The sequence below is a fragment of the Eubacterium sp. SB2 genome (assembly GCF_001244405.1).
Classification (GTDB): Bacteria; Bacillota; Clostridia; order Lachnospirales; family Lachnospiraceae; genus Faecalicatena; species Faecalicatena contortus_B.
In genome coordinates this window covers 712241-738391 of sequence record NZ_LN865153.1, presented here as the reverse complement: position 1 = coordinate 738391, position 26151 = coordinate 712241, and the positions used below count along the sequence as shown (strand labels likewise).

The 26151-nt window shown below is 48.4% G+C and carries 22 protein-coding genes and 1 riboswitch; of the genes, 20 read left to right on the top strand and 2 right to left on the bottom strand.

The annotated features are described in order from the left end of the window. Nucleotides 1–13: 13 nt before the first annotated feature. Complete coding sequence (locus tag BN1938_RS15685; protein ID WP_050641497.1) at nucleotides 14–1795, bottom strand: adenine deaminase; 1782 nt, start codon at nucleotides 1793–1795, stop codon at nucleotides 14–16. Between the two features lie 1188 nt (nucleotides 1796–2983). Between BN1938_RS15685 and BN1938_RS15680 the strand changes: the two genes are divergently transcribed. The 6 genes from BN1938_RS15680 (at nucleotide 2984) to BN1938_RS15655 (ending at nucleotide 9234) form a co-directional block, all read left to right on the top strand. Then, nucleotides 2984–3556: a glycerol-3-phosphate responsive antiterminator gene (locus BN1938_RS15680; RefSeq protein ID WP_369794803.1), complete on the top strand. Its 573-nt coding sequence runs from the start codon at nucleotides 2984–2986 to the stop codon at nucleotides 3554–3556. Nucleotides 3557–3625: 69 nt separating this feature from the next. Then, nucleotides 3626–5122, top strand: coding sequence for a glycerol kinase GlpK (glpK, locus tag BN1938_RS15675; protein WP_050641495.1), 1497 nt, complete (start codon nucleotides 3626–3628; stop codon nucleotides 5120–5122). An 84-nt stretch (nucleotides 5123–5206) separates the two neighbouring features. Beyond that, nucleotides 5207–5710 (top strand): L-2-amino-thiazoline-4-carboxylic acid hydrolase, encoded by a 504-nt coding sequence (locus BN1938_RS15670; protein ID WP_050641494.1) that lies wholly within the window; start codon nucleotides 5207–5209, stop codon nucleotides 5708–5710. A 330-nt stretch (nucleotides 5711–6040) separates the two neighbouring features. Beyond that, complete coding sequence (locus BN1938_RS15665; RefSeq protein WP_050641493.1) at nucleotides 6041–7477, top strand: NAD(P)/FAD-dependent oxidoreductase; 1437 nt, start codon at nucleotides 6041–6043, stop codon at nucleotides 7475–7477. Nucleotides 7478–7585: 108 nt separating this feature from the next. Further along, nucleotides 7586–8869: an NAD(P)/FAD-dependent oxidoreductase gene (locus BN1938_RS15660; RefSeq protein WP_050641492.1), complete on the top strand. Its 1284-nt coding sequence runs from the start codon at nucleotides 7586–7588 to the stop codon at nucleotides 8867–8869. A gap of 2 nt (nucleotides 8870–8871) precedes the next feature. Further along, the gene (locus BN1938_RS15655) at nucleotides 8872–9234 is read left to right on the top strand and encodes a DUF1667 domain-containing protein (protein ID WP_050641491.1); all 363 of its coding nucleotides are present in this window, start codon (nucleotides 8872–8874) and stop codon (nucleotides 9232–9234) included. A 178-nt stretch (nucleotides 9235–9412) separates the two neighbouring features. Here the strand turns inward: BN1938_RS15655 and BN1938_RS15650 are convergent, their stop codons facing one another. Then, nucleotides 9413–10117, bottom strand: a complete 705-nt coding sequence (locus tag BN1938_RS15650; RefSeq protein ID WP_050641490.1) for a GntR family transcriptional regulator — start codon at nucleotides 10115–10117, stop codon at nucleotides 9413–9415. A 245-nt stretch (nucleotides 10118–10362) separates the two neighbouring features. Between BN1938_RS15650 and phnG the strand changes: the two genes are divergently transcribed. The 14 genes from phnG (at nucleotide 10363) to BN1938_RS15580 (ending at nucleotide 25716) form a co-directional block, all read left to right on the top strand. Further along, entirely contained in the window at nucleotides 10363–10791 is a 429-nt protein-coding gene (gene phnG, locus BN1938_RS15645; RefSeq protein ID WP_050641489.1) for a phosphonate C-P lyase system protein PhnG, read from the top strand. Between the two features lie 3 nt (nucleotides 10792–10794). Beyond that, nucleotides 10795–11388 (top strand): phosphonate C-P lyase system protein PhnH, encoded by a 594-nt coding sequence (phnH, locus tag BN1938_RS15640; protein ID WP_050641488.1) that lies wholly within the window; start codon nucleotides 10795–10797, stop codon nucleotides 11386–11388. Nucleotides 11389–11425: 37 nt separating this feature from the next. After that, nucleotides 11426–12604 carry a carbon-phosphorus lyase complex subunit PhnI gene (locus BN1938_RS15635; RefSeq protein ID WP_050641487.1) on the top strand — a complete coding sequence of 393 codons (1179 nt, stop codon included), beginning with the start codon at nucleotides 11426–11428 and terminating at the stop codon, nucleotides 12602–12604. Further along, nucleotides 12605–13450: an alpha-D-ribose 1-methylphosphonate 5-phosphate C-P-lyase PhnJ gene (locus BN1938_RS15630; RefSeq protein WP_050641486.1), complete on the top strand. Its 846-nt coding sequence runs from the start codon at nucleotides 12605–12607 to the stop codon at nucleotides 13448–13450. Continuing rightward, nucleotides 13450–14280, top strand: coding sequence for an ATP-binding cassette domain-containing protein (locus BN1938_RS15625; RefSeq protein WP_050641485.1), 831 nt, complete (start codon nucleotides 13450–13452; stop codon nucleotides 14278–14280). The genes BN1938_RS15630 and BN1938_RS15625 overlap by 1 nt, the downstream gene beginning before the upstream one ends. A gap of 169 nt (nucleotides 14281–14449) precedes the next feature. Then, nucleotides 14450–15637 carry a phosphonate metabolism protein PhnM gene (gene phnM, locus BN1938_RS15620; protein ID WP_050641484.1) on the top strand — a complete coding sequence of 396 codons (1188 nt, stop codon included), beginning with the start codon at nucleotides 14450–14452 and terminating at the stop codon, nucleotides 15635–15637. An 8-nt stretch (nucleotides 15638–15645) separates the two neighbouring features. Further along, nucleotides 15646–16356 carry a phosphonate C-P lyase system protein PhnL gene (locus BN1938_RS15615; protein WP_050641483.1) on the top strand — a complete coding sequence of 237 codons (711 nt, stop codon included), beginning with the start codon at nucleotides 15646–15648 and terminating at the stop codon, nucleotides 16354–16356. Beyond that, a complete protein-coding gene (locus BN1938_RS15610) occupies nucleotides 16356–17168 on the top strand; it encodes a PHP domain-containing protein (RefSeq protein ID WP_050641482.1) in 813 nt (270 codons plus the stop codon). The genes BN1938_RS15615 and BN1938_RS15610 overlap by 1 nt, the downstream gene beginning before the upstream one ends. A gap of 973 nt (nucleotides 17169–18141) precedes the next feature. Beyond that, entirely contained in the window at nucleotides 18142–19224 is a 1083-nt protein-coding gene (locus BN1938_RS15605; protein ID WP_050641481.1) for a putative 2-aminoethylphosphonate ABC transporter substrate-binding protein, read from the top strand. A gap of 11 nt (nucleotides 19225–19235) precedes the next feature. Continuing rightward, nucleotides 19236–20258: an ABC transporter ATP-binding protein gene (locus tag BN1938_RS15600; RefSeq protein WP_050641480.1), complete on the top strand. Its 1023-nt coding sequence runs from the start codon at nucleotides 19236–19238 to the stop codon at nucleotides 20256–20258. Between the two features lie 124 nt (nucleotides 20259–20382). Then, nucleotides 20383–22098 carry a putative 2-aminoethylphosphonate ABC transporter permease subunit gene (locus BN1938_RS15595; RefSeq protein ID WP_050641479.1) on the top strand — a complete coding sequence of 572 codons (1716 nt, stop codon included), beginning with the start codon at nucleotides 20383–20385 and terminating at the stop codon, nucleotides 22096–22098. 208 nt (nucleotides 22099–22306) lie between these two features. Continuing rightward, nucleotides 22307–22495, top strand: a riboswitch (cobalamin riboswitch). 338 nt (nucleotides 22496–22833) lie between these two features. Beyond that, a complete protein-coding gene (locus tag BN1938_RS15590) occupies nucleotides 22834–23853 on the top strand; it encodes an ABC transporter substrate-binding protein (RefSeq protein WP_050641478.1) in 1020 nt (339 codons plus the stop codon). Between the two features lie 30 nt (nucleotides 23854–23883). Beyond that, nucleotides 23884–24942, top strand: a complete 1059-nt coding sequence (locus tag BN1938_RS15585; protein WP_242843874.1) for a FecCD family ABC transporter permease — start codon at nucleotides 23884–23886, stop codon at nucleotides 24940–24942. A 15-nt stretch (nucleotides 24943–24957) separates the two neighbouring features. Continuing rightward, nucleotides 24958–25716 (top strand): ABC transporter ATP-binding protein, encoded by a 759-nt coding sequence (locus BN1938_RS15580; RefSeq protein WP_050641476.1) that lies wholly within the window; start codon nucleotides 24958–24960, stop codon nucleotides 25714–25716. The last annotated feature ends 435 nt before the right edge of the window (nucleotides 25717–26151 follow it).

Below are 26151 nucleotides of genomic sequence, written 5' to 3'. Positions count from 1 at the left end.
GTTACCTTCTGTTCTATTGTTCTCTCAGATTTAAAATCGGATTAAAAATAGTCAGATTTTTATAATCAACAGGCCCAACATCAGTGATTGCGTAATCCGGAATCGCGGTGATCGGGAGGAAGAACATATACATCAGTGGTTCGGAAAGTGTAGAGCCGAGCTCCTGCGCCGCCTTGTTCAGACGCTTTTCCTGCGCTGCGATGGTTTCCGGGTCTTCATCGCTTGCAATTCCGCCTACCGGCAGCGGCAGGAATTCCAGAATCTTACCGTCCGCGGCAACGACCTGTCCGCCGCCCTGCTCGATCAGATAGTTCACGGCGAGCGACATATCCTCTGCACTGACTCCCATCACGATCAGGTTATTGTCATCCGGTGCGGCGGAGGAAGCCATGGCTCCCTTTTTCAGGTTCCAGCCGGAACAAAAAGCGAGGGAACGGTTGCCGTTTCGTCCAAACCTTTCCAGGACGGAGACGAGAGCCACATCCTGTTCGGGATCGGGAAGCACAATCCCGTTCTCCACCTTTAAGACAACGTCTCTTCTCTTGCGTACAAATGGCCCCTGGACATCCATTGACAGTACATCGGCTGTACCATTTTGGATGGAGGTTTTGTATGCAAAGTCTGCTTTCGTTGTTTTCTTACATTTCAAGACACTTTTGAGGACAGAACTTCTTTCCGGCGCTTTCAGTTCAAAGGCAAGCCTGCCGTCTTTCGCGGCGGGACGGCCATTGGCAATGACTGCCTCCACATGGAATTCCTCCGGCGAATCTACGAGCAGAATATCCGCAATTCTTCCGGGAGAGATGGAGCCGACCAGATGGTCGATGCGGTAAGCTTCCGCGCTGTTTATGGTACCCATCTGAATTGCTGTCATCGGATCCACGCCTGCGGCTATTGCCAGCCGGACAACATGGTTCAGGTGTCCCTTCTCCAGCACATCCGTAGCGGTTACGTCGTCCGTACAGAAGCTGACACGGCGAGCCATCAGAGGGTTGACTTCCGTGACCGCGCGGATATTTTCCGCCAGAAAATGTGTAACAGAGGATTCACGGATCAGCATATGCATACCTTTCCGAATCTTCTCCACAACTTCTTCGTGGTCATAGCTTTCATGGTCCAGACGGACGCCGCCGCAGAGATAACCGTTTAAGTCCTTCCCCCTGGCCATCGGCGCGCATCCGAAAACAGGGAGGCGGTTTTTAAATGCCTGTTCAATTGCGCCCAGCGTATCCTCGTCTTCTTCCTGAAGAAATTCCCGCACGGTTTCCCATACCCCGAAGCATTCCGGCCACTGCTGCACTTGTGCATGAACTTCCTTTTTAATGTTGAAGGCTACCGTAGATTCCGGAATTGTATATGGGGTTTTGAACGGTGCACCCCAGAATACTTTGAGCGGACTTTTCTTTACTTCCGCCAGCACTTCCTTCAGTCCGTCCAGCCCGGATACGGAAATGTACTCGTCCAGTCCGGATATGATGCTAGTTGTGCCGCAGGGGACCACGGCTTTTGCAAAGCTGGTGATGCTGAGTTTGCTGCATTCGCTGTGGATATGTCCGTCAATCAGCCCGGGAACCAGGTACTTTCCGGTCGCATCAATGACTTTTGTCTCAGATCCCATATAATGTTCAATATTCCCGACGGCCGTAATCATATCCTTGTAAATAGCAACATCTGCAGGATAGATTTCGCTTGTCATGACGTTAACCAGGAGGCCTCCTCTAATGGCAATATCTGCAGGAATAATTCCTCTACCTGCACGAATCATTTCTTTTAAATTTTCGATGGTTCTTTCCATATATAATCCTCCCGTTTATGGATACTTTTAAATGGGTGAGTAAAGCGTACACTCATGTATGTTAGAAGAAGCAGGATATAAAAAATAAAAAAAGCAGATAGATGTAAATATGATAGCCTGGCTTCAGCGTGCTGCTTCTGGCGGTTTTGTCTATCCCACATATCCTGTAACCGATAGGAAGTAGTTTTGCCGACGGTGTTAATATTTATTCAGGAGCGGGGCGCAAAAAAATGCTTGCCAAACTATTTTTTTGAATGGATTACCAAGGAACGGACAGTAGTTGAAACTGAGCACGCCCGTAGGATATGAACAGGAACACCTTTCTTTCGTAACAATTAATACCCCAGCCAACATCTAAATCGGGAGTTAGTGACGCGCTTTAGTCGCGGCACGGATGGGGACGCTCCATAAAGGGATAGCCGAAAGCCTCCCGGAGAACATCCATGTCCTTTCAAAAACGCGGCCGCGGACCTAAGAAATTCTAGGCGGGAAACAGCCCTGAAAATGGAGCACCACTGACACATCACGAGAAATCCGATGATTTCTCGCGCTGGGTCAGCTGATTTTTGGATTCGGAATCCAAAAATCTCTCCATTTTCAGGGCTGTTTCCCACCAAGAATTTCTAAGGCCCGCTTAGAGCGTTTTTGAAAGGACATGGATGTTCTCCGGGAGGCTTTCGGCTATCCCTTCATGGAGCTGGCGTATCCAACCGGTAGGAAAAGGACACGTTCCTAAGGTGGCCTCAAACGGGGGCAGCGTATGATAGCGAATTGGCGTGGATTTGTTAGCTCCAGTAATTTTTAATAATTAAGTTAGCAGTAAAGTAATTAATAAGGTATAAAAGCGTTTAAAAACCTATTTTTGAAAAAATACTGGGGCAAACAAATCCACGCTAATTCAACATCATACGCTGCCCCCGTTTGAGGCCTCCCCTTACGGTTCGCTTGGCGTCCCCCCCATCCGCGCCGAGAGTAAAGCTCGTCGCTAACTTTCTTTCTGGATTAGTGACAAAAACGTAGACGTTTGCTTGTGTGCAGGCACAACGCATGATAAAATATAACAAGTAAAAGAATATGAAAAGTTGGACTTATATCCCCGCAAACTGGGACAACATCTTGCAACAAGCAATTTTCAGACGCGCTCCAGTGGGATGTGGATTTCCGGCGGAGAGGGAAGGAATGAATAAAATGCGGGAATTTTATGAGATCGTCGAGGAAAATCCGGTGATCGCGGCAGTGAAGGATGAAGAGGGTGTGGAAACATGCTGCGCCATGGAAGAAATGAAGGTGATTTTTGTACTTTACGGGGATATCTGTTCTATACCCGGTATTGTGAAGCGGATCAAAGAGGCCGGGAAGACGGCTCTGGTACATATCGACCTGATTACCGGGCTGAGTGCCAAAGAGGCGGCAGTTGATTATATCAAGAACAGTACCGCCGCCGACGGGATTTTGTCCACAAAATCGCTGATGATCCAGCGGGCTAAGGAATTGTCAATGTATGCAGTGCTGCGTTATTTCGTCATAGATTCCATGGCCATTAAGAGCATAGAGAATCTGGACGGACAGCGGGGCAAAAAACCGGATTTTATCGAGGTCATGCCGGGAGTGATGCCCAAAGTGATCCGGAAGATCTGCAGAAGCAGCCGGATTCCGGTCATTGCAGGCGGATTGATCGCGGATAAAGAGGATGTGATGGGAGCCCTGGAGGCGGGGGCTGTGGCGGTATCGTCAACCAACCCCGGCGTATGGGAATTATAAGGCGTACAAGAATTATGGCGTGTATGGGAATAGAAGCAAATGCAGAAATCATAAAAGGAGGGTTTTACTATGGCAAGGTATGTGATGGCGCTGGACTCGGGGACGACCAGCAACCGGTGTATTCTTTTTAATGAAAAGGGGGATATGTGCAGTGTGGCACAGAAAGAGTTCACACAATATTTTCCGAAGCCGGGCTGGGTAGAGCACAATGCGGAAGAGATCTGGTCCAGCCAGCTTGAGGTGGCGCAGCAGGCAATGGCAAATATCAATGCGACGGCTGCGGATATAGCAGCCATTGGCATTACTAACCAGAGGGAGACGACGATCGTCTGGGATAAGGAATCCGGCGAGCCGGTCTATCAGGCGATTGTATGGCAGTGCAGGCGGACATCTGAGTATTGTGACAGCCTGAAAGAAAAAGGGCTGACAGACAAATTCAGGAAAAAAACAGGCTTGGTGATCGACGCCTATTTCTCCGGGACTAAGGTAAAGTGGATTCTGGACAATGTGGAAGGGGCCAGGGAACGTGCCGGGCGAGGGGAGCTTTTATTCGGGACGGTAGAGACATGGCTGATCTGGAAGCTGACAAAAGGGGCGGTTCATGTAACGGACTATTCCAATGCCTCCAGAACCATGCTGTTTAATATCAATACACTTCAGTGGGACGCAGAGATACTGGCGGAGCTTGGAATACCGGCCTCCATGCTTCCGGAGGCGAAGCCGTCCAGCTGCATATACGGTGAGGCGGACGCCGGGTTTTTCGGGGCGCCCATCCCAATTGCGGGGGCAGCAGGAGATCAGCAGGCGGCGCTTTTCGGCCAGACCTGCTTTCAGAAAGGCGAGGCCAAGAATACATATGGAACAGGCTGTTTTTTATTGATGAATACCGGGGAGAAGCCGGTATATTCCGAAAATGGTCTTGTGACGACGATTGCCTGGGGCATGGACGGGAAAGTCAATTATGCACTGGAAGGTTCCATCTTTGTAGCAGGTGCGGCGATCCAGTGGCTGCGGGACGAGATGCAGTTGATTGATTCGTCACAAGTGTCCGAATATATGGCCCAGAAGGTGGAGGACACAAACGGATGTTATGTAGTTCCCGCATTTACCGGTCTTGGAGCGCCGCGCTGGGATCAGTACGCCAGGGGAACCATTGTGGGCCTGACCCGCGGTGTAAACAAGTATCATATCATACGCGCCACCCTGGAGTCTCTGGCATATCAGGTAAATGACGTGCTGCGCGCCATGGAGGCGGATTCCGGGATAAAGCTTTCTGCACTCAAGGTAGACGGCGGCGCCAGCGCAAACAATTTCCTCATGCAGACGCAGGCAAATTTGAGCAATGCCCCTGTAAAACGTCCGCAGTGCGTGGAAACAACCGCCATGGGCGCAGCTTACCTGGCCGGGGTTGCTGTAGGATACTGGAAAAGTAAGGAAGAGGTATTAACAAACTGGGCGATCGACCGGGTATTTGAGCCGGATATCGAGGCCGATACACGGGAAAAGATGCTCCGGGGCTGGAACAAAGCGGTGAGGTACTCATACGGCTGGGCAAAAGAAGAATAAAGACAGCACAGTGAATCAGCAGCATCAGATCATTTTCAAAAATAAGGATATGTGAATACATTAAATAGAAATGTGAGGCAGGACATGAGCAGGGTTAAAAATGAACCAAAGATTAAAAATGCATTAATAACGGCCATCCGGGAACAACTGGAGCACAGAGCAACCTGGCTTTATCTGCTGTGTGATGAGGCAGAAAAAAGAGGCCTGGACAAAAAAGATTTCGGCAGCGCCGCAATCAAACGCTGCGGGCTTACCCAGGGAGCGGCACTGGTGAAAAAGGGCGGCACAAAAGATTTCACAGGACTCAGGAAAACCTTATTCACAAAACCAGCCCAGTGGGTATTTGAAATGAAAATCCGAAAAAACACGCCAGAAGTATTGGCAATAGATTTCCATTACTGCCCGCTGGTAAAAGCGTGGCAGAAGGCGGGATGTTCCGATGAGGAAATCTCTGATCTGTGCGATATAGCCATGTGCGGAGACAGGGGAATCGGAGAAGCATATGGCGGAAAACTGAAGCTATTAAAGAGCATTGCCAAGGGAGATGAGGTATGCAGATTATATTACCATAAACCAGATATTAGCTGACGAGCTTAAGTCTCGGCAGCGGATGGGGCCTCCGAAACGGTGGCAGCGTATTAATTAGAACGGTGGAACACGCTCTAGGCCAACTCAGTACAACCAAACGAATTAATCCGCTGCCACCGTTTCGGAACCCCACCCAGAGGGGAAGCTTTCCCTCCTTAAATTCCGGTTGTAATTTGGGGGAGGGGGGCGTATAATATATATAGAAATAAATAATTTGTGCCGATGAGAACAGAGCCTGGCAGATGACATATCAGCAGATATGTTTGTTTGCGGGCTCTGTTTTTTGTCTTTAAAGACAAAATATTTTTCGGAATCCAGGAGGGATGAAATATGTATGATGTAATTATAATTGGAGCCGGTGTTTCCGGTGCGGCGGCAGCAAGGGAGCTGTCCAGATATAAGGTGAAGGTATGCGTTCTGGAAAAATCAGAGGATGTATGCTGCGGGACATCCAAAGCTAACAGCGGGATCGTCCATGCCGGATATGACGCACGGCCAGGTTCTCTAATGGCCAAGCTGAATGTGGAGGGAAACCGCATGATGGGGATGCTGTCAGAAGAGCTGGATTTTCCGTTTCAGAGAAAGGGGTCGCTGGTTATATGCAGGAATCAGGAGGAGCTTCCGGTTCTATTGAGGCTGCAGGCTCAGGGAAAAGAGAACGGTGTGGAAGGCCTGGAGATTCTGAACAGGGAACAAGCGCTTGCACTGGAACCCAATATTACGGAACAGGTGGAGGCCGCCTTGTATGCACCCACGGCCGGAATCGTTTGTCCTTTTGGACTGAATATCGCAATGGCTGAAAATGCCTGTGCCAACGGCGTGGAATTTCGGTTTGATACGGAAGTGGATGCGATTGAGAAGGTGGAGGGCGGCTACCTTCTCAAGACAGATTCCGGTGATTACAAAGCCCGGTATGTGGTAAATGCTGCGGGTGTGTATGCGGACCGTTTCCATAATATGGTGAGCAGCAGAAAGCTCCATATCACTCCAAGGAAGGGAGAATATTTCCTGCTGGATAAAGGGGCAGGAAATCACGTTTCCAGAACTATATTCGCCCTTCCGGGGAAATTAGGAAAGGGAGTTCTGGTCACTCCGACTGTGCATGGAAATCTGCTGGTTGGACCTACGGCGGCAGATATCGAGAATAAAGAAGGCACAAATACTACAGCGGCAGGGCTTGCTGCGATTTCAGAGAAGGCCGGACAGAATGTAAGGGATCTGCCTCTCAAAAAGGTGATCACCAGTTTTGCCGGTCTGCGTGCCCATGAGGACGGAAATGACTTTATCATAGAGGAGGCTTCAGATGCCCCGGGATTTATCGACTGTGCGGGAATAGAATCTCCCGGCCTTACCAGCGCACCGGCTGTGGGGCTTATGGTGGCGGAGATTCTGCGGGATAAGATGAAGCTGCAGAAAAATCCTGATTTTCAGGGGAGGAGAAAAGGGATACTGAATCCTGCGCTGCTCTCCATAGAAGATAGAAATAAACTGATTCTGGAACAGCCGGCCTATGGACACATTATCTGCCGGTGCGAAATGATTTCCGAAGGGGAGATATTGGATGCCATACACCGGCCGCTGGGGGCGCGTTCACTGGACGGCGTGAAGCGCAGGACGAGAGCAGGTATGGGACGGTGCCAGGCCGGATTCTGTTCGCCGAGGACGATGGAGATTCTGGCAAGGGAACTGGGCGTGTCCATGGAAGCGATTACAAAGGCCGGCGGAAACTCCGGACTGATCGTAGGGACGAATAAAGATGTGCTGTAGATGGATTGCATCAGATGTAACAGTTCAGGCAGGCATGAACTGTTATCATCAGATCAGCAGCATGGAGAAGATGAACTGGAAGTCTGCGGACAGTAGGAGGATATAAAAATGGAGAAATATAAGATCGTGATCATCGGAGGAGGGCCTGCGGGACTGGCAGCCGCAGTTTCAGCCAGAAATGCAGGAATAGAGAGCATTCTGATCCTGGAGCGGGATAAGGAGCTGGGGGGGATTTTGAACCAGTGCATCCATAATGGGTTTGGTCTGCATACCTTTCAAGAGGAGCTGACCGGTCCGGAATATGCGGCGCGTTTTGAGGCGCGCGTTTTGGAACTGGGGATTGAATACAGACTGGAAACCATGGTCATGGACATCAGCCGGGAGAAGCTGATTACTGCCATGAACCGGGAAAGAGGCATGTTTCAGATTCAGGCGGAGGCCATTGTCCTTGCCATGGGATGCAGAGAGCGTTCCAGGGGTGCGCTGAACATACCGGGCTACCGCCCGGCGGGGATCTATTCGGCCGGCACGGCGCAGCGGCTTGTAAATATGGAGGGCTTTCTGCCCGGCAGAAAGGTTGTGATACTGGGATCCGGGGACATTGGTCTGATTATGGCGAGAAGAATGACGCTGGAAGGCGCAGAGGTAAAAGTGGTGGCGGAGCTGATGCCTTACTCCGGCGGGCTGAAGCGGAATATCGTACAGTGTCTGGACGACTACGGCATACCACTGAAGCTGAGCCACACCGTAACAGATATTAAGGGAAAAGAGCGCGTGGAAGGGATAACGCTTGCGGCGGTTGATGAAAAAGGAAGACCCATTTCCGGGACAGAGGAGGACTATGAATGTGATACGCTTCTCTTGTCTGTCGGCCTGATTCCGGAAAATGAATTATCCGGGCAGATGGGAGCAGAGTTAAACCCCGTCACCTCCGGGCCGGTGGTGAATGAAAGCCTGGAGACCAGCGTGGCCGGAGTCTTTGCCTGTGGGAATGTTCTGCATGTCCACGATCTGGTAGATTTCGTTTCGGAGGAAGCGGAAATGGCAGGGCAGAATGCCGCACTTTATGTTAAGAAGCATGTGGATAAGTCCACAGAAAACGGCGGAGGATATGGAAAAGTGATTCCAATACAGCCGTCAGGCGGGGTGCGCTATACAGTCCCTTCATTTATAAGACCGGATCATATGGAGGATAAGCTGACGGTAAGATTCCGGGTCGGCAGTGTGTACCGGAAGTGTTATGTCAGCGTATATCTCGGGGAAGAAAGAATCATTCACAAAAAACGTCCTGTAATGGCTCCGGGAGAGATGGAAGAGATCAGGCTGGAGAAGTCCCTTTTGCTGGGCTGCAATGAAGATGAAACAATCAGAATTCGGATAGAGGAGGCATAGAAATGGAGAAAAAAGAACTGATCTGTATCGGCTGTCCCATGGGATGTGCCTTAACGGTGGAGACAGAGGATCATGAGGTGCTGTCTGTGGCCGGAAATACCTGCCCCCGCGGGGAAAGCTATGCCAGAAAGGAAGTGACGAACCCGACCAGAATTGTGACCACAACAGTCAGGATGAGTGACAGCCGGGAGAAGACGGTCTCTGTAAAGACGGAGACGGATATTCCGAAAGGAAAGATATTTGAGTGTGTAAGGCAGCTGAAGGATGTGGAAATGAAACCTCCTGTGCATATAGGGGATATCGTTCTGGGGAATGCGGCGGGAACCGGAGTAAACGTGGTGGCTACCAGGGAAGTGCTTTGCTAAAGACCGTGACTAGTACAGCATTGCACTAATCATTCAGCAATAAGCGCCTGATATCTACGCCATAGCTGTACCTGCTTTCGCTAGACGTAGGAACCACTACGCCGTCGCGAAAGCAGGCACAACTCTGACGCAGATATCAGGCGCTTATTACTGAAAGATTAATGCACTGCTGTACTAGTTAAACAAATATGAACTTGTCACTGCGGTATATGGTCCTGGCAACCTCTACAACGGTTCCGGAGGGAAGCGTGACGCAGCGGCAGGTGAGAACAAGACAGGGAGCGTACCCTTTTATCTGCAGAAGGGAGCGCTCCTTTTTGCTGAGAGAAGAGACCGTAAGCTGCCGGTTCTCCGTATGCAGATTGGAATAGCCGCAATTATGGATATAGTCATAGACCGAAGTAATCGAGGCACCGTCCTCCTGAATGCAGGGGAACAGATCCTCCGCCATATAGCTGATATGTATGGCAGCAGGCTCACCATCCAGTATGCGCAGGCGGGTGATCTTATAAATAGGCTCCTCGAATTCCACACCCAGCATGCTGTGAATCAGAGAATCTCCTCGCAGTTTCTGGCATCCCATATTCCGGGTCTCAAAGGAAAGATTGAGATCCGCCATCTTGCTGGAAAAACTCCGGTCCTCCATAGAAAGCAGAATCTTATCCCGCCTGCCGGAAAAGAAACTGCCATAGCCCTGCATGGCATAGATATAACCCAGTTCCTTCAGCCGTTCATAAGCCTTCCGGATCTCGGAGCGGGGGACGCCAAATCGGACGGCCATCTTATTTTCACTTGGCATCTTATCGCCCTTCTTGTATATATTTTTCTGAAATTCCTGTATAAGAACATCAACAATGGACTCCCATGTCCAATTTTTCTTCATATAAGTACACCTCCGTGTATATTCAGACAATGAAGCTCAAGGGGGTCAGACCCCTTTGACCTCCCCTTCAAATTCTGCCTGTTTTCCCCACGATTATAACAACAGAATCTCTCAAGCACAACAATATTCAGACAACTTTACGAAGAGTTTACGCAACGCAGTTGGCAACTTTACATTCCTCACATAAGATGCTCAGAGAAGTAAAATATTTGAATTTAAACAAAGGCAGATCAGGAGGAATAGTTATGACGAAGCGGGAGATATCCGTAATTCTGGCAGGAGCTTCCCAGAAGGAAGTAATAGAAATTGCTGGTCCTATGAAAGAAAACTGTGAGATTCAAATTATGAAGCCGCCGCAGAAAACACTCGTTATGGTAAAAGCCAGGGAAACTGTTAAAAGATCCCTGTTCTATCTCGGCGAAGTGCTTGCAACAGAATGTATGGTGCTGGTGGATGGCGTGAAAGGCGCGGCAGTACTTGCGGGAGATGATTTTGATAAAGTGACGGCGGCAGCTGTTATTGACGGGTTTCTGAATCTGCCGGATAAAAAGGCAGAGAAGCAGCAGGTACTCGGGCAGATTCAAGAGCTTGGCAGGCAGCAGGCAGCGGCGCGTGCAGAGTTAAATCGCGCGCTTAGAAAATCGAAGGTTAATTTTAATGTAATGGGAGAATAGAAAATGGTGAAGGAATTAAAACTTGCATATGAGTTTGATTTTGTGTTTGACGGACAGAAGGTATTCAGAAAACTGCTCCATGCCCTGGCTAATCCGGGAACAATCGGCAGTATCGGTCATCAGGCCGGTAAATTTGCAGGCAGCCACCAGGCTTTGATGGCACTGGGATGCACATTGCTGGATAATGAAGAAACAATGTATGTAGAAAAGAATCCGGTACTTTCTGCGGATTTACACAGTCTGACACTGTGCCATGAGGCGGATCTGGACAAGGCAGATTATATCTTCCTTTCCTCCGAGATGAATTATGGCTCCATGGAACAGATTTTGAAAAATATTAAGCATGGGACGTATGCCGATCCTCAGCAGTCGGCCACGGTTTTTCTGCAGTGCACGGAGCTGGCAGGCAGAGAATCCATGACACTGGAGGGACCCGGCATCAAAGACAGGCTTACTGTCGAGGTCTATCCTTATATAAAAAAGGTCACCGCTCTGCGTCAAAGTCTGCAGATTGAGTATCCGCTAGGGGTGGATTTGGTATTTGCGGATGTTACCGGGAACATTATGGGACTCCCGAGGTTGTGCAGGATGATATAAAAGCAGAGTATTCAAGAAAACAATAGGAGGCAGACATATGGCTTATGTAGCAGTTACCGGCGGCAAAGAGGCAATTGAACAGTCCTTGAAACTGCTGGAAATATTCAGAGAGAGCAAAGAAGATATCAGTGTGACATGCATGAAAGAAAATATGGCGCTGTTAGTAGATAAGATCATGAGCGAAGCAGGGTTTTACTCAGAAGAGTATGCTGCGCTGGCGCTGAAGCAGTGCGAGGGCAGTGTGGAGGAAGCGGTATTTTTACTGCGGGCCTACCGTTCCACCCTGCCTAGAAACTATTATTCACTGCCGATTGATACGGGGAAAATGCGGATTCTGCGGAGGATTTCCGCTGCCTTTAAAGATATCCCGGGAGGGCAGATATTGGGACCTACATACGATTATTCACATCGTCTTCTGGACTTTTCGCTGATGGAAGATATCATGGAAGACAATATAAAAGGCAGTAGAGAAGACAATACGAAAGGCGGAACAGAAGACCGTGTAAATCACGATAAACCACGGGAAGTGCAGGAACAAATAGAAAGAACTGTGGCAGAAGACGGCGCCGACATTCGCTGCAGCCGCGTGACAGATCTTTTAAAAGCCGAGAATCTACTGGAGGATACAGCGGAAGATAATACCCCTCCCTTTGATGTGACCAGCAGTCTGCTCACATTTCCCGCTCCGCGCAGTGCAAGGCTGCAGACGTTTGCAAGAAGTGATGCCGGATTCCTGGGGGGAGTTGCTTACAGCTCCATGCGCGGGTACGGGGCTGTACATCCGACCGTATCCGAGCTGCGGAGCGGATATGTGGAAGTATGCATTCCCTATGCACTGAATGAGGAAGAAGAGATCTGTATCGGAGAAATCCTTGTGACCGAAGTGGAAGCACTGGTGCCTTCCCACACAGAAACAGATGAGGAATTCGATAAGATGACGCTTTCCGGAGGATACGGCCTGATATTCGGCAGAAATGAGAACAAGGCCATTGCCATGTCTATTGCCGATGCGGGACTGGAAACCGAGGGGAGCACCCCGTCCCAGGATGAGGAATTTGTTCTTACCCACGGCGACTGTCTGGAAATGAGCGGCTTTATATCCCATCTAAAGCTGCCGCACTATGTCACCTTCCAATCGAAACTGGACAGAGTCAGAGAGACAGACACCAATGGCAAAGAGGGCAGACCCCTCTGCAGAGAAACGGAGGATGAATAAATGATTGATGCAAAGCACTATAATTTTGCCTTTCTGGATGAGGGCTCCAAGCGTGAAATCAGAAGAAGCATATTAAAGGCAGTGGCCATCCCCGGCTACCAGGTCCCTTTTGGTTCCAGAGAGCTGCCCATCGGCAGGGGCTGGGGAACAGGCGGCATTCAGATCACCCTGTCCATTATCGGAAAAGAGGATGTACTGAAAGTCATTGATCAGGGCAGCGATGACAGTGTCAATGCCGTAAATATAAAAAAACTGGTGGAAGAATGCACCGGGGTGGAACTCACCACAGATTCGGAAGAAGCAAGTATCATTCAGAGCCGTCACAGAATACCGGAGATTCCCATGAGAAATGACCAGATACTGGTCCTTCAGGTGCCGACGCCGGAACCTCTGCGTATTGTAGAGCCGAGGGAATCTGTGACAAAACAGATGCATGCAGAAGCAGAGTACAGCGGCATGTGGCTTTCTCTCTTTGAGGATCTGACCCAGTTCGGGGATATCAGCATCAGCTCAGAATACCCGGTCATGGTGGAGGAACGCTATGTCATGAACCCCAGCCCCATTCCGAGGTATGACAACCAGAAGCTGAATGACAGCGATACCCTGTATCTGTTTGGGGCAGGACGGGAAAAGAAGATCTATGCGATCCCGCCGCATACGGATGTGGAATCCATGTGTTTTGAGGATGTTCCGTTTAAAACAGAAGACTTTGAAGGAAAAAGATGCAGGCTGTGCGGTGCACAGGGGGTATATCTGGATGAAATCATAGATGAGAGCACAGGAGAAAAGGTATACGAATGCAGTGATACCGGATTCTGCCGTGGCAGAAGGGAGCGTGGAGCGTAATGGAAAAGCCCGTACTGGATATTCAGCACCTGACCGTGCGTTATGGAAAAACCTGTGATCACTGCAGGAATGGCGGAGCACTGGTCAAAAACACCTGCCCCCATTGTAAAACCGTCTGGGCATGCAGCGATATTAATGTAACTCTGTACGAGGGCGAGATACTGGGAATCGTGGGAGAGTCAGGTTCCGGAAAATCAACACTGATGAAGAGTCTGTACTTTGATTTTGATATAACGGAGGGACAAGGGTATCTCCGGGATTTTGAGAATGGGGAGGCAGATATCTTCGGACAGAGCCTGCAAAAGAAAAAATATATAAAAAACCATATCATGGGAATGGTTTACCAGAATCCCCTGCTGGGCCTTCGGATGGACTACTCAGGCGCCGGCAATATCGCCGAGAAGCTGATAGCCGCAGGCCAGCGGAATTTTGCAGGGATGAACGAGCGCGTAGAGGAACTGCTGGATGCAGTGGAAATCCTGCAGTCCAGAAAGAAAGAACCGCCGAAAAACTTCAGCGGGGGCATGCAGCAGCGCGTACAGATCTCCAAGGCACTGGCAAATAATCCGGCGATTCTCCTGCTGGATGAAGTCACCACGGGGCTGGACCTGTCCGTGCAGGCAAAAGTGCTGGAACTGATCCGCAGAATCCGGCAGGAATTCCACATTTCCATCATGCTGGTTTCCCATGATCTGGCGGTGATACGCATGCTGGCAGACAGAACAATCGTCATGCTGGACGGAAAGATCATCGAGCAGGGGCTGACCGATCAGATTCTGGATGACCCGCAGCAGCCATATACCCAGCAGCTGGTCCATTCCCTTTTGTAAGAGGCAGAATGGGGGTTATACAAAAACTGGAATGGGAATTATGCAACAGCCGGAATGGGAATGATGCAATAGCTGAAATGGGAATGATGCAACAGCTGAAATGAAATTTGTGTAACAAAGGATATAAAAATGATGCAACAGCTGAATTGGAAAATGTGAGGAAGATTACATGCAGAAAATAATAACAAACGGAATTATTGTCCTGGAGGAGCAGATGCTGCAGGCCCATGATGTGGTGATAGAAAACGGCAGGATCACCGGCATCCGGAGGACTGGGGATGCGGATAAAACCGGTTCCCGCGAAATCTATGATGCCGGTGGAGCCTATATTATGCCTGGGATCATAGATATTCACTCCGACATGATTGAGACATATATACAGCCGCGCAGTACTGCAGTTATGGATTTTGAAATGGCTTTGGGGGAAGCGGAGCGGGTGCTGGCCGCCTGCGGTATTACCACAATGTTCCACTCGATATCCATGTTCCGGGACGGCTCCTGGGATGTAAAAGAAATCAGGCAGTCCTCCCAGGTCAAGAAACTGGCCGGTTTGATTGGAGAATACCGGTACAAGAAGAGACTGATCCGCCACAGATATCATCTGCGCTATGAAATTGATAATCTGGACTGCTATGAAGAGGTAGCGGACATGCTTGAAAGCGGCCTGGTGGATCTGCTGTCCTTTATGGATCATTCGCCGGGACAGGGGCAGTATAAAAATCTGGATATTTACCGGAAACATCAGCCAGACGAGGGCAGAGGCCTTTCGGAGAAGGAATTTGAGGAACTGGTAGAGCGGGAAATGCGGAAAAAAACAGTATCATTTCCTCAATTGAGAAAATTGGCAGAGACAGCAGCAAAATGTGGGATCTCCGTGGCGAGCCATGATGATGATACTGTAGAAAAGCTGGATATGAACCGGGAACTGGGCGTGTCCATCAGTGAATTCCCGATTACGCTGGAAGTGGCAGAGGCCGCGGTGAAAAAAGGCTTTCAGACCGTCTTAGGGGCGCCGAATATACTGCTGGGCGGATCGCATTCCGGTAATCTGTCCGCGCTGGAGGCGGTTCGTGCAGGTGCAGCCAATGTTCTTGTATCTGATTATTATCCCCAGGCCCTGCTGCAGGCGGTATTCTGCCTGAACCGGGAACACGGCATCCCTCTTTGTAAGGCAGTACAGTATGTGACGGCCAATCCCGCCAGAGCTGTGGGGCTTGATCAGGAATTGGGGTCTGTGGAAATTGGAAAGAGAGCGGATCTGCTTCTCGTAGATGCAGCAGAGGGAAAACCTGCAGTGAAGCAGGTATTTGTGAATGGAGAATGTATTATGGAATGCCGTTACCGTGTGGCGGATTAGGAGGAATTATGGAGCATATACTGGAAATAAAGGGCCTGTCAAAACAATTCTATCTGCATGAGCAGGGCAGGGAGATCAAGAGCTGCAGGGATATCAGCTTTACGCTGGACAAAGGCGGTTTTATTGGAATCGTGGGGACATCGGGGGCAGGAAAATCTACGGTCCTGCGCTGCATTTACCGCACCTATTCCGTCTCCACCGGAAGCGTGATGTACGATTCACTTTCATACGGAAGACTGGATCTGGCAAGCGCGGAAGAAAGAAAAATCATTCATCTGCGGAAAGTAGAGATCGGATATGTATCGCAGTTTCTGACGATACTTCCCCGTACCACAGCCAGGGAGCATGTGATCAACGGCGCCCTGGACGCTGGATTTTCCTATGAAGAGTCCAGAGAAAAAGCGGAAGAAATGCTGCGTTACTTTAAGTTGAGCGAGACGCTCTGGGATATTTATCCCAATACTTTTTCGGGCGGGGAAAAGCTGAGGCTGAACCTGGCTCATGCCATGGTAAAGGCGCCAAGGCTATTATTACTGGATGAACCGACGGCATCACTGGACAACGGCACAAAGCTTCTGGTAAAAGAATTACTGATGAAGCTGAAAGCAGAAGGAACATCTATGATAGGAATTTTCCACGATCTTGAGTTCATGGAAGGGCTTTGTGACCGCGTGTACAATATTTCAAAGGGCAGCTTTCAGACAGAGGAGGCGGTGTGATGTACCGGGCGGATTTACATATACATACGGCGGTATCTGACTGCAGCCTGCAGACAGAGGCCATCCTTGCCGGGGCCAAAGCGGAGGGGATTACGCACCTGTCTTTTACGGATCACGATACAACGATTGATGCCGAAAAGCACAAGGCGTTGGCGGAGGAACAGGGGATTCAGGCTATTCCGGGAATTGAAATGTCTGCATTTGATTTCAAAAGAAATAAAAAAGTTCACATACTTGGATATAAATATCAGACTAACCGACAGATAGAGGCCATTGGAAGAGAAACACTGAAAAAAAGAAATGAAAACTGCCTGAAGCAGATCGGGATTCTTAAGAACCTCGGGTACCGAATATCCGAGGAGGAGATTAGAAGGACGGTAGGGTCCTGCATTTATAAGCAGCATATTCTGGATTATCTGGTAAAGACCGGGCAGAGTGAAACGCTGTTCGGGAGAGTTTACCAAAATATATTTAAAAATCAGGGCCCCTGTGACTTTGATATTGAGTACCCTGCTGCAGAGGATGTGGTGCAGGCAATCAAGGCCGATAAAGGATATGCGGTACTGGCGCATCCGGGGCAGCAGGGAAACTACGGGGTGATACACCGGTTGGCGGAGGCAGGGCTGGACGGAATCGAGTGGAACCACCCCTCCCACGGGAAGTCCGACCGAAGAAGGGTTGAGGAGTACTGCCGCAGCTACCGGCTGTTCATGACAGGGGGAAGTGATTTCCATGGCAGGTATGAAAATGGGAAGACAATGCTGGGAGCCTGTCCAGCTCATGAAAGCAGCGAGATCCTGTTTCTTCCCTGAATATGGTTACCGGAGATTAGTTGGCAAGCTTCAGTTTTGTCGACGGATGGGGGCGCGAAAGGAAGGGATAGCCGAAAGCCTCCCGGTGAACATCCATGTCCTTTCAAAAATGCGGCCACGAACCTAAGAAATTCTAGGCGGGAAACAGCCGCGAAAATGGAGCACAGCTGACACATCACGAGAAATCGGATGATTTCTCGCGCTGGGTCAGCTGAATTTTTGATTCGGTATCAAAAATTCTCTCCATTTTCAGGGCTGTTTCCCACCAAGAATTTCTAAGGCCCGCTTTGAGCATTTTTGAAAGGACATGGATGTTCTCCGGGAGGTTTTCGGCTATCCCGTCCTTTCGCTGGGTTCATCCAATCGGCAGTAAAGCTCGTCTACTGGGGAGGGTCCGTAACGGGGGCAGTGTATTGATTCGACCGGTGGAACATGAAGTCCCCATTCATTTATCAACGATACGGTTGTAACTTTATAGAAATATAAATTGTTGTGCTGAAAGCGCATGAAAATTATTTTTGGAATGGGTCCTGCATTTAGTATTCAACATTTTCGAACATCCTGTACAGTGAAAGTATATCCAAAGGCACCCTGTAATTCATACCTGGGGAAGAGTCAGCAGCAGAATAAAGCTCAATTTACTCTTTCTATGTACCGGGGCTATGCTGTGCCATCAAACGACTCAATACGCTGCCCCCGTTACGGACCTCCCTAGTTGACAAGTTTATCTGCCGATTGGATGAACCCAGCGAAATAAAGGGAAGGCTGGCGGCGTTCCCTTTATTTCGCGTCCCCATCCGTCGACAAGTCTAAAGCTTGCCGACTATACTCCAGGTAACTGAAAATGTAAAATAATTTAACATTTCCAGGAAAATATTTTACAGAATTCCAACCAACAGATGATAAGAATTCAATAATCAGCCGATATAATTGCCTTGTGAAATGAAGATAAATAATAAATCTGGAGGTAATTATGAAGAAGATTATAGTAATGGGAATGATAGCGCTGATGACCCTGGGCACACTGACAGGATGCGTGACTAAGGCAAATGCAGAGGAAGGCAGCAGCACATCGGCAAGTGCAGGAGACGAGAATGTAATCAATGTATATACCGCTCTCGAGGACGAGCAGGTGACGGATTATCTGGAAGAATTTAAGGAACAGAACCCGGATGTCACAGTAAATGTCACAAGAGAATCCACGGGTATCATCACATCTAAACTGCTTGCGGAAAAGGATAATCCGGTTGCGGATGTAGTATGGGGCCTGTCGGCTACCAGTCTGCTTGTACTGGCACAGGATGATATGCTGGAACCATACGAACCGGAAGGGGCGGACAGAATCCTCCCGGAATTCAAAGATAGCGCGGATGTACCTTCCTGGGTGGGAATCGATGCATGGGAAACTGCGTTTATTGTAAATAAGGAAGTCCTGAAGTCAAAGGGAATTGATACCGTACCAAAATCTTATGAAGATCTGCTGGATCCGAAGTATAAGGGACTAATCGCAATGTCCAATCCCGCGTCTTCCGGCACCGGACTCTTAACTGTTAATGGAATTCTCAGCCTCTACGGAGATGAGGAAGGCTGGAACTATCTGGATAAGCTTCATGAAAATGTAGCGGTTTATATGCATTCTGGTTCTCAGCCTGCTAAGGCGACAGCAGCAGGGGAATATGGAATCGGCATCTCTTTCGGCTACCGCTGCATTCAGTCAGCAGAAGAAGTGGGAAGCGAGATCTGTGAGGCAGTGTTCCCGTCAGAGGGTTCCGGATGGGATATGGAAGCAAATGCTCTGATTAAAAAGGACAATGAAAAAGAGATATCCAAAAAGTTCCTGGACTGGGCGATATCTGATAATGTTATGAAAAAATATGCAACCAATTATCCGATCGTTGCAACGGGCGCCAGCGATAATATTCCGGAAGGATATTCACAGAATCCGCTGGATCAGCTGATCCCGGATATGGACTTTAACAAAGCGGCAAAGAACAGAGAATCCATTTTGGAAAGCTGGACTGACCGTTACGATTCCAAGAGTGCTCCGGAAGAATAGAGGTAGATCCTATGAGCGTAAGTTTAAAAATCAGTGATGTTTCAAAGGTTTTTGAAAAGAATGTGGCATTGAATCATGTGAATTTACAGATCCAAGCAGGCGAATTCGTCTGCCTGCTTGGCCCTTCCGGGTGCGGCAAATCCACATTGCTGCGCTTAATAGCCGGCCTGGACCGGCCAAGTGACGGGAGGATATACATCAATGACAGAGATGTGACCAATCTTCCGCCGTCCAGAAGAAACTTTGGGATCATGTTCCAGTCTTATGCGCTCTTTCCGAACCTTTCGGCATACGAAAATGTGGCATACGGGCTGCGCAACAAAAAGATAAAAAATAAAGACATCGAAGAGCGGGTTGGGCGCCTTTTTGAGATGATTAAACTGACCAATGCAAAGGACCGCCTGCCGTCACAGATGTCGGGGGGAGAACAGCAGCGTGTTGCACTGGCAAGGGCACTGGCGACAGAGCCCGATTTTTTGCTGCTGGATGAACCGTTGTCCGCGCTGGATGCAAAGGTCAGGATATCTCTGAGGAAAGAGATCTGCAGTATTCAAAAAGAACTGGGTCTAACAACGATCATGGTAACCCATGACCAGGATGAGGCCCTGACCATGGCAGACAGAATCATTGTAATGAATAAGGCTGTTGTGATGCAGGAGGGAACCCCGGAAGAAATCTATGAGCACCCGGAAAATCCTTTTGTAGCGGATTTCATCGGCTCCATCAATTTTATTGACCGTGAAAAGAGCCAGGTATACAATCTGGGCAATTATGAGCGCGTTGCCATACGCCCTGAAAAGATAGAAATAGAAAGAACGGCAGGCAGGGAAAGCCTGCGCGGAAAGATCGCAGACATTGAATTCAGAGGATTTTATAACCGTGTTTCCGTACAGGTAAGCCATGTGGTCTACGGCGATATGGTGCTGTATGTGGATGTGCCTTTTCAGGCGGCAAAAGAAAAGAAATTCAGAGTGGGCGAGATCGTGTTTGTTAATATGCCGCGCGAAGAACTGCTGGGATTTGAATCCGCATAATAAAGCGGGCGGGGCAGAAAATCAGCAGATATATCCCGGGCCCCGCAACGGTTCAGACAAGTATGAACTATTACCCGGGCCCCGTCAATTCCAGAACATCATTTGAAGGAGAAAATAACATAACATGAACCGTATAAAAAAATTAGTAAGGAGTGGAGAGAAGGAAGACATTGTCAGAGGAGCCGCGATTTACCTGGTTATGATTTTTCTGGTACTCTTCCTGGTTCTCCCCCTGTGCACCCTGTTCCTGAAGGCATTTCAGGATAAGAGCGGTGCATTTGCAGGCTTGTCCCAGTTTGCAAAATATTTTCAGAGCAAATCCATGGTTTATTCCATATCACATACTTTTTTTATTGCAGCCGTATCAACACTCATATCAGTGACACTGGCATTTTTCTTCGCCTATTCCCTGTCGAGAAAAAATGTACCGTGGAAAGGCTTTTTCAGATACATCGGAATGATCCCGATCTTTGCCCCCACCATGCTTCTTGGTATCGCATTGATCTACCTGTTTGGAAATAAAGGCATCTTCACCGCACTTGGCTGGCAGGTGCCTTTATACGGCAAGGTGGGGATTATCATCGCCGAAAGCATCTACTGCTTTCCAGTGGCGACAACGATCCTGATGGTGGCATTTTCTGCTGCAGACAACCGTCTGTATGAGGCGGCGGAAACAATGGGCACTTCGGCGATCCGGAAAATGTTTACGATCACCATACCGAACGTCAAGTACGGGCTGATCAGCGCCATATTTGTAGCGTTTACATACAGTTTTACCGATTTTGGAGCCCCCTCGGTTGTGGGCGGCAACTACAACGTACTGGCCACAGACGTCTATAAACAGGTGGTCGGGCAGCAGAACTTTAACATGGGTGCGGTAGTGGGAATCATCCTGCTGTTTCCGGCCGTACTGTCCTTCGCAGTGGACCGGATTACAAATAAAAAGCAGAATGCGGCGATCAGCGCAAAATCGATACCATACCAGATTAAACCCCACAGGCCAAGCGACATGGCGGCAACGATATTCTGTCTCGTGATCACACTGGCTATGCTGTTGTTTTTCGCAGTCGCTCTGTTTGCCTCCCTGATCAAATTCTGGCCCTATAATCTGACATTTACACTTTCCAACTATGATCTGGGGCAAATCTCATCAGGCAGCGGAACCACTGCATTCAAAAATTCCATAATCATAGCGCTCATATCGGCTTTTCTGGGAACTTTCATCACATTCCTGGGAGCATACCTGATTGAGAAAAACCAGAAATTCAAGGTCAGCAGAAGAATTACTTACCTGCTCTCCATCACCCCCCTGGCGATACCGGGAACCGTAGTAGGCCTGAGTTTCATTATGTTCTTCAACGCACCAAACTTCAAGATCCCATTCGCAGACGGCTACGTATTACAAAACCCTTTCCACTTTATATACGGAACCATCTGGATCATCGTACTGGCGAACATGATACACTTCTACTCCGTACCTTTTAGCACCGCCACAACCGCTCTGAAAAGGCTTGACAAAGAATTCGAAACTGTATCCGAATCCCTCGCAGTCCCATTCTACAAGACCCTGCGCCGCGTCACCCTCCCCCTGTGCACGCCCGCAATCTGCGAAATGTGGGTATACTTTTTCGTAAATTCCCTGGTTACCGTATCCGCGGTCGTATTCCTGTTTACCCCCACCGCCCCCATAGCCTCCGTAGCCATAGTAAGCCTCGAAGGCGCCGGTCAGACCGCTCCTGCCGTAGCTATGTGCATGCTCCTCCTCTTCATAAACCTGATAGTAAGGGGCCTTTACGAAGCCAGCAGGCATAAAGGGCAAAAGGCAGGTTTATCATCCTGATGTTTCCGCAAAGCCCAGTCAGAATGTAACAGTTCAGGCAGGCCCGAACTGTTACGTCAGAATACCTGTCCCGCAGCATGTGTATCTGCAACGGGGCGGGTATTCGCGTTATTACGAAAAATATAAGAACTATTTGTAATTTTTTATCAGATCCCCGTTCTTTTATTGACAATTTTCTTATTTCAGGGTATGTTTGTCTGGAAAAACTGAATCATACTATTCATCAAATGCTCGTAAGAGGTAAAAGGGAATCAGGTGAAAAGCCTGAACGGTCCGGCCACTGTATCCAGGGAGTGAAAGCTGTAAGATGTCATTGCAGAATCTTTATTTTGTGAGAAGGCACAGCATGAGCGATAATCTGGAAGTCAGGAAACCTGTTTGACGAATAAGAGAGGAAACTTCCGGTTAAAAGCGTCCTGTCTGAATATTTAAAGTTGTTATGTACATTTTTGAAAACAACTTTATTTGTGTATACCTAATGGATACACATGTATTAGACATTTGCTAATTTCGGGCAGATGTCTTTTTTGTGATATAGGAAATTCCAGAGGAATTTCCTATATCACAAAGATGCACACGCCGCGATAAGGTATATAGCCGCAAAGCGGCATCGCGGCGGCGCGCAAAGTGGTCTAGCCCGTTCTATTCTTATGCAGTTATAAGCAAAATGGAGAAAATGAAGATGGATATCTATGAGGATAGTTTTAAACTATTATTGAAAAGAGGAGAAAAAGTATGAAATTGAGAAACAAACTGATTAGCATAATGCTGGTGCTTGCATTAGGAATGAGTATTACAGCATGTGGAAAAGATGCTTCCGATGCGGATGCAGCAGCCGCGGAAAAGGCAAAGCCGGCACAGGAAGAAGAATCTAAATCTGAGGGGGAATTTCCTTTCACATTAAAAACGCAGGATGATATTGAAGTTACATTTACACACGTGCCTGAAAGAGTAATTGCAGCAAATGCATGCACGGGTGACGAATTAATGGCAATGGGACTGGGAGACAAAATTATAGGCAGGGCATATACAAATTCTAAAATCAACCCGAAGTGGAATGATGAGTATTTGAAGATTCCGGAACTTGCAGAGTCAGCCCCCTCATTGGAGGCAATTCTGGCTGAGGAGCCGGATTTTATTTATGGGCGGTCCAGTGCATTTTCTGAAAAAAATAATACAGAACACGAGACATTAAACGGCTATGGTATCATGTCACTAGCGTCTATTGAAGGGTATACCATCGGTGCAGATGTTGATGTTGTATATGAAGATTTTTATAACCTTGGACGCATCTTTGATCTGGAAGATAAAGCAGAAGAAATCGTAGATGCAATGAAAGCTCAGATCGAGTCGGCAGAAAATGCGGTGAAGGGTCAGGAAACCGTAAAAGTATTTGTTTATGATATGGCGCAAGATGGCGGAGCATATACCTGCGGAAATAATTTTACTGCAAAACTGATTGAACACGCAGGAGGGAAAAATATCTTTTCCGATATGGATAAGACCTGGGCAAATGTAAGCTGGGAAGAAGTAGTGGAGCGTGCCCCGGAAGTTATTGTAATAGACGATTACGGCGATACTTCCTTAGAACAGAAAATATCCGAATTAAAAGAGAATCCGACATTGGCAGCCGTACCGGCAATTGCAAATGACAGAATTATTTCTGTAAATCTTTGCGAGGTATTCGCAAGCTCTATGACGGGGGATACAATTGAAAAATTTGCAAAGGCATTCCATCCGGACTGTTTTGAATGAAAGTGATGCACAGGTATGAAGAATATTTGTATGACTATAAAGAAACATAGCGTTTTAAGCTCGATTATTCTTTGTATACTGCTTATCATTTCTATTATTTTGGCCGTCGGAATCGGGCCGGTTACCATAGACTTTTTTTCCGTCTGGAAAATTGTACTGTATAACATATCCCAGTACATTGGCCTGGAGCATCTGATTTCTATAGAAGAAATGAAAAGCAGTACACAGAATATCGTCTGGTTTTTAAGGGTGCCCAGGGTTCTGCTGGGCGGCCTTGTAGGAGCGGGTCTAACACTTTCCGGGATCTGTATGCAGGCATTTACCAAGAATCCGCTTGCAGAACCGTATGTGCTGGGAATCTCATCCGGCGCATCTCTGGGAGCCGTACTGGCAATGCTTGCCGGGGTCTGGCTTCCATGGGGCGGGAGGTTAACTGTCTCCACAGGAGCTTTTGCCGGAGCGCTTGTATCAATGCTTTTTGTGTACACTCTGGCAAGAACAGGAAATACAGTGACTCCAATCCGTTTAATACTAGTGGGAGTCGCTGTTTCATCTTTATTCAGCGCTTTGACGAATTACATCGTATATACAGCTCCGAATGATGCGGCAGTAAGAGAGGCAACCTTCTGGATGCTGGGTGGACTGGGAAGCGCAGCATGGAGCGATATCCCTTTATTGGGGATACTCATAATCCCGGCATTTTTGTGCCTGATGTACCTGTCCAGGGCCTTAAACGCACTGCTGATGGGAGAACATTCAGCCATTACACTTGGAGTAAACGTAAATATTGTGAGGCGGATTCTCATCATTGTGTCTGCCTTATTGACAGCCTCTGCAGTTGCAGTAAGCGGATGTATTGGTTTTATCGGGCTGGTAGTTCCCCATATGGTCCGCTCCATCGTAGGAGCAGATCACAAAAAACTAATCCCGCTTTCAGTTCTTACAGGCGCCCTATTCATGATCTGGGTAGATGTGGGAGCCAGAATGCTTCATCCGCCGACGGAAATCCCCATAGGAATCCTGACAGCATTTATCGGGGCGCCATTATTCCTATGGATGATAAAGGTGCGTCAATACGAATTTAAATAGGGGGATCAGTATGAAATGATAGAAATCAAAGAACTTTCTTATCAAGTCCGGGACAGACAAATACTATCCCAGATTGAGATGCACATAAAAAAGCAAGAATTTGTAGGCATAATCGGCCCGAACGGCAGCGGAAAGTCTACACTTCTAAAAAACATATACAAAGTCCTCAAACCACAGGAAGGCAGCATCTTCCTCATGGGGGAAGATCTAACAGCCATAAGCAACCGTGAAATGGCAGAAAAATTATCGGTCCTCATCCAGGAGCAGGAATCAAGCTTTGACTTTACCGTAGAAGAAGTCGTAATGATGGGCCGCCACGCCAGAAAAAAGATGCTGGAATCAGAAGACAAAACCGACAAAAAAACAGTACAAGAAATCTTAAAAAAGATCGGACTCCATTCCATAAGCAATCAGAGTTTTCTCACCCTCTCAGGAGGCGAAAAACAAAGAGTCCTGATAGCCCGCGCATTCGTCCAGGACACACCCTGCCTGATCCTGGACGAGCCCACAAACCACCTGGACATCAAATACCAGCTAGAACTAATGAATCTGGTAAAAGCCCAAAACAAAACCATAATAGCCGCAATCCACGACCTAAACATAGCCGCACTCTACTGCACCTACATATACGTCCTAAAAAACGGCCAAATAGCAGCCCAAGGCCCGCCCCAGGAAGTCCTGACAGAAAAAACAATCCACGAAGTATACGGAGTACACGCAACCCTATACACAGACCAAACCAACCAAAAACACATCCTATTCCACCCCCAGTAGATGTTAAACACCTGTCCGCCAATTCACTCCAATCCGCCACCCCCACAGCGGTTCCCCCTCCCCGGGAGTCAAGCTTTCCGCCCGGATGAGCCCAGCGAAGCGTGCGTCAGAATGTCCGGCCGGGTGCAGATAAACATGCTGTGTGAAAAATGCTCCCAGCGAGCTTAGCGGCAGTTAGGAGGAAACGGACAGAAACGTATGGCTGAAAACTGATCTCCGAATCAGTTTTCAAGAAAGCCTGAGCCGTTCAGGCATCAGCCTGGACGGTGAATGCTTTCGGTGCCATACGTTTCTGTCCGTTTCCTCCTTACTGCCGCTTAGCGCAGCGCCCGCATTTCTCACACAGCATGTTTATCTGCACCCGGCCGGACATTCTGACGCACACTTCGCGAACCACCCAGCCAAAAAACTTCCCTCCCCCCAAACCGCCCCCTT

Bases quoted from the DNA above. Each gene is read 5' to 3' on its own strand.
- BN1938_RS15600 (WP_050641480.1), top strand. From the start codon at position 19,236: ATGAGCGTAAGTTTAAAAATCAGTGATGTTTCAAAGGTTTTTGAAAAG.
- BN1938_RS15685 (WP_050641497.1), bottom strand. From the start codon at position 1,795: ATGGAAAGAACCATCGAAAATTTAAAAGAAATGATTCGTGCAGGTAGA.
- BN1938_RS15670 (WP_050641494.1), top strand. From the start codon at position 5,207: ATGAGCAGGGTTAAAAATGAACCAAAGATTAAAAATGCATTAATAACG.
- BN1938_RS15655 (WP_050641491.1), top strand. From the start codon at position 8,872: ATGGAGAAAAAAGAACTGATCTGTATCGGCTGTCCCATGGGATGTGCC.
- phnG (WP_050641489.1), top strand. From the start codon at position 10,363: ATGACGAAGCGGGAGATATCCGTAATTCTGGCAGGAGCTTCCCAGAAG.
- BN1938_RS15610 (WP_050641482.1), top strand. From the start codon at position 16,356: ATGTACCGGGCGGATTTACATATACATACGGCGGTATCTGACTGCAGC.
- phnH (WP_050641488.1), top strand. From the start codon at position 10,795: ATGGTGAAGGAATTAAAACTTGCATATGAGTTTGATTTTGTGTTTGAC.
- BN1938_RS15615 (WP_050641483.1), top strand. From the start codon at position 15,646: ATGGAGCATATACTGGAAATAAAGGGCCTGTCAAAACAATTCTATCTG.
- BN1938_RS15635 (WP_050641487.1), top strand. From the start codon at position 11,426: ATGGCTTATGTAGCAGTTACCGGCGGCAAAGAGGCAATTGAACAGTCC.
- BN1938_RS15605 (WP_050641481.1), top strand. From the start codon at position 18,142: ATGAAGAAGATTATAGTAATGGGAATGATAGCGCTGATGACCCTGGGC.
- BN1938_RS15595 (WP_050641479.1), top strand. From the start codon at position 20,383: ATGAACCGTATAAAAAAATTAGTAAGGAGTGGAGAGAAGGAAGACATT.
- BN1938_RS15630 (WP_050641486.1), top strand. From the start codon at position 12,605: ATGATTGATGCAAAGCACTATAATTTTGCCTTTCTGGATGAGGGCTCC.
- BN1938_RS15585 (WP_242843874.1), top strand. From the start codon at position 23,884: ATGACTATAAAGAAACATAGCGTTTTAAGCTCGATTATTCTTTGTATA.
- BN1938_RS15680 (WP_369794803.1), top strand. From the start codon at position 2,984: ATGCGGGAATTTTATGAGATCGTCGAGGAAAATCCGGTGATCGCGGCA.
- BN1938_RS15590 (WP_050641478.1), top strand. From the start codon at position 22,834: ATGAAATTGAGAAACAAACTGATTAGCATAATGCTGGTGCTTGCATTA.
- BN1938_RS15660 (WP_050641492.1), top strand. From the start codon at position 7,586: ATGGAGAAATATAAGATCGTGATCATCGGAGGAGGGCCTGCGGGACTG.
- phnM (WP_050641484.1), top strand. From the start codon at position 14,450: ATGCAGAAAATAATAACAAACGGAATTATTGTCCTGGAGGAGCAGATG.
- glpK (WP_050641495.1), top strand. From the start codon at position 3,626: ATGGCAAGGTATGTGATGGCGCTGGACTCGGGGACGACCAGCAACCGG.
- BN1938_RS15580 (WP_050641476.1), top strand. From the start codon at position 24,958: ATGATAGAAATCAAAGAACTTTCTTATCAAGTCCGGGACAGACAAATA.
- BN1938_RS15665 (WP_050641493.1), top strand. From the start codon at position 6,041: ATGTATGATGTAATTATAATTGGAGCCGGTGTTTCCGGTGCGGCGGCA.
- BN1938_RS15650 (WP_050641490.1), bottom strand. From the start codon at position 10,117: ATGAAGAAAAATTGGACATGGGAGTCCATTGTTGATGTTCTTATACAG.
- BN1938_RS15625 (WP_050641485.1), top strand. From the start codon at position 13,450: ATGGAAAAGCCCGTACTGGATATTCAGCACCTGACCGTGCGTTATGGA.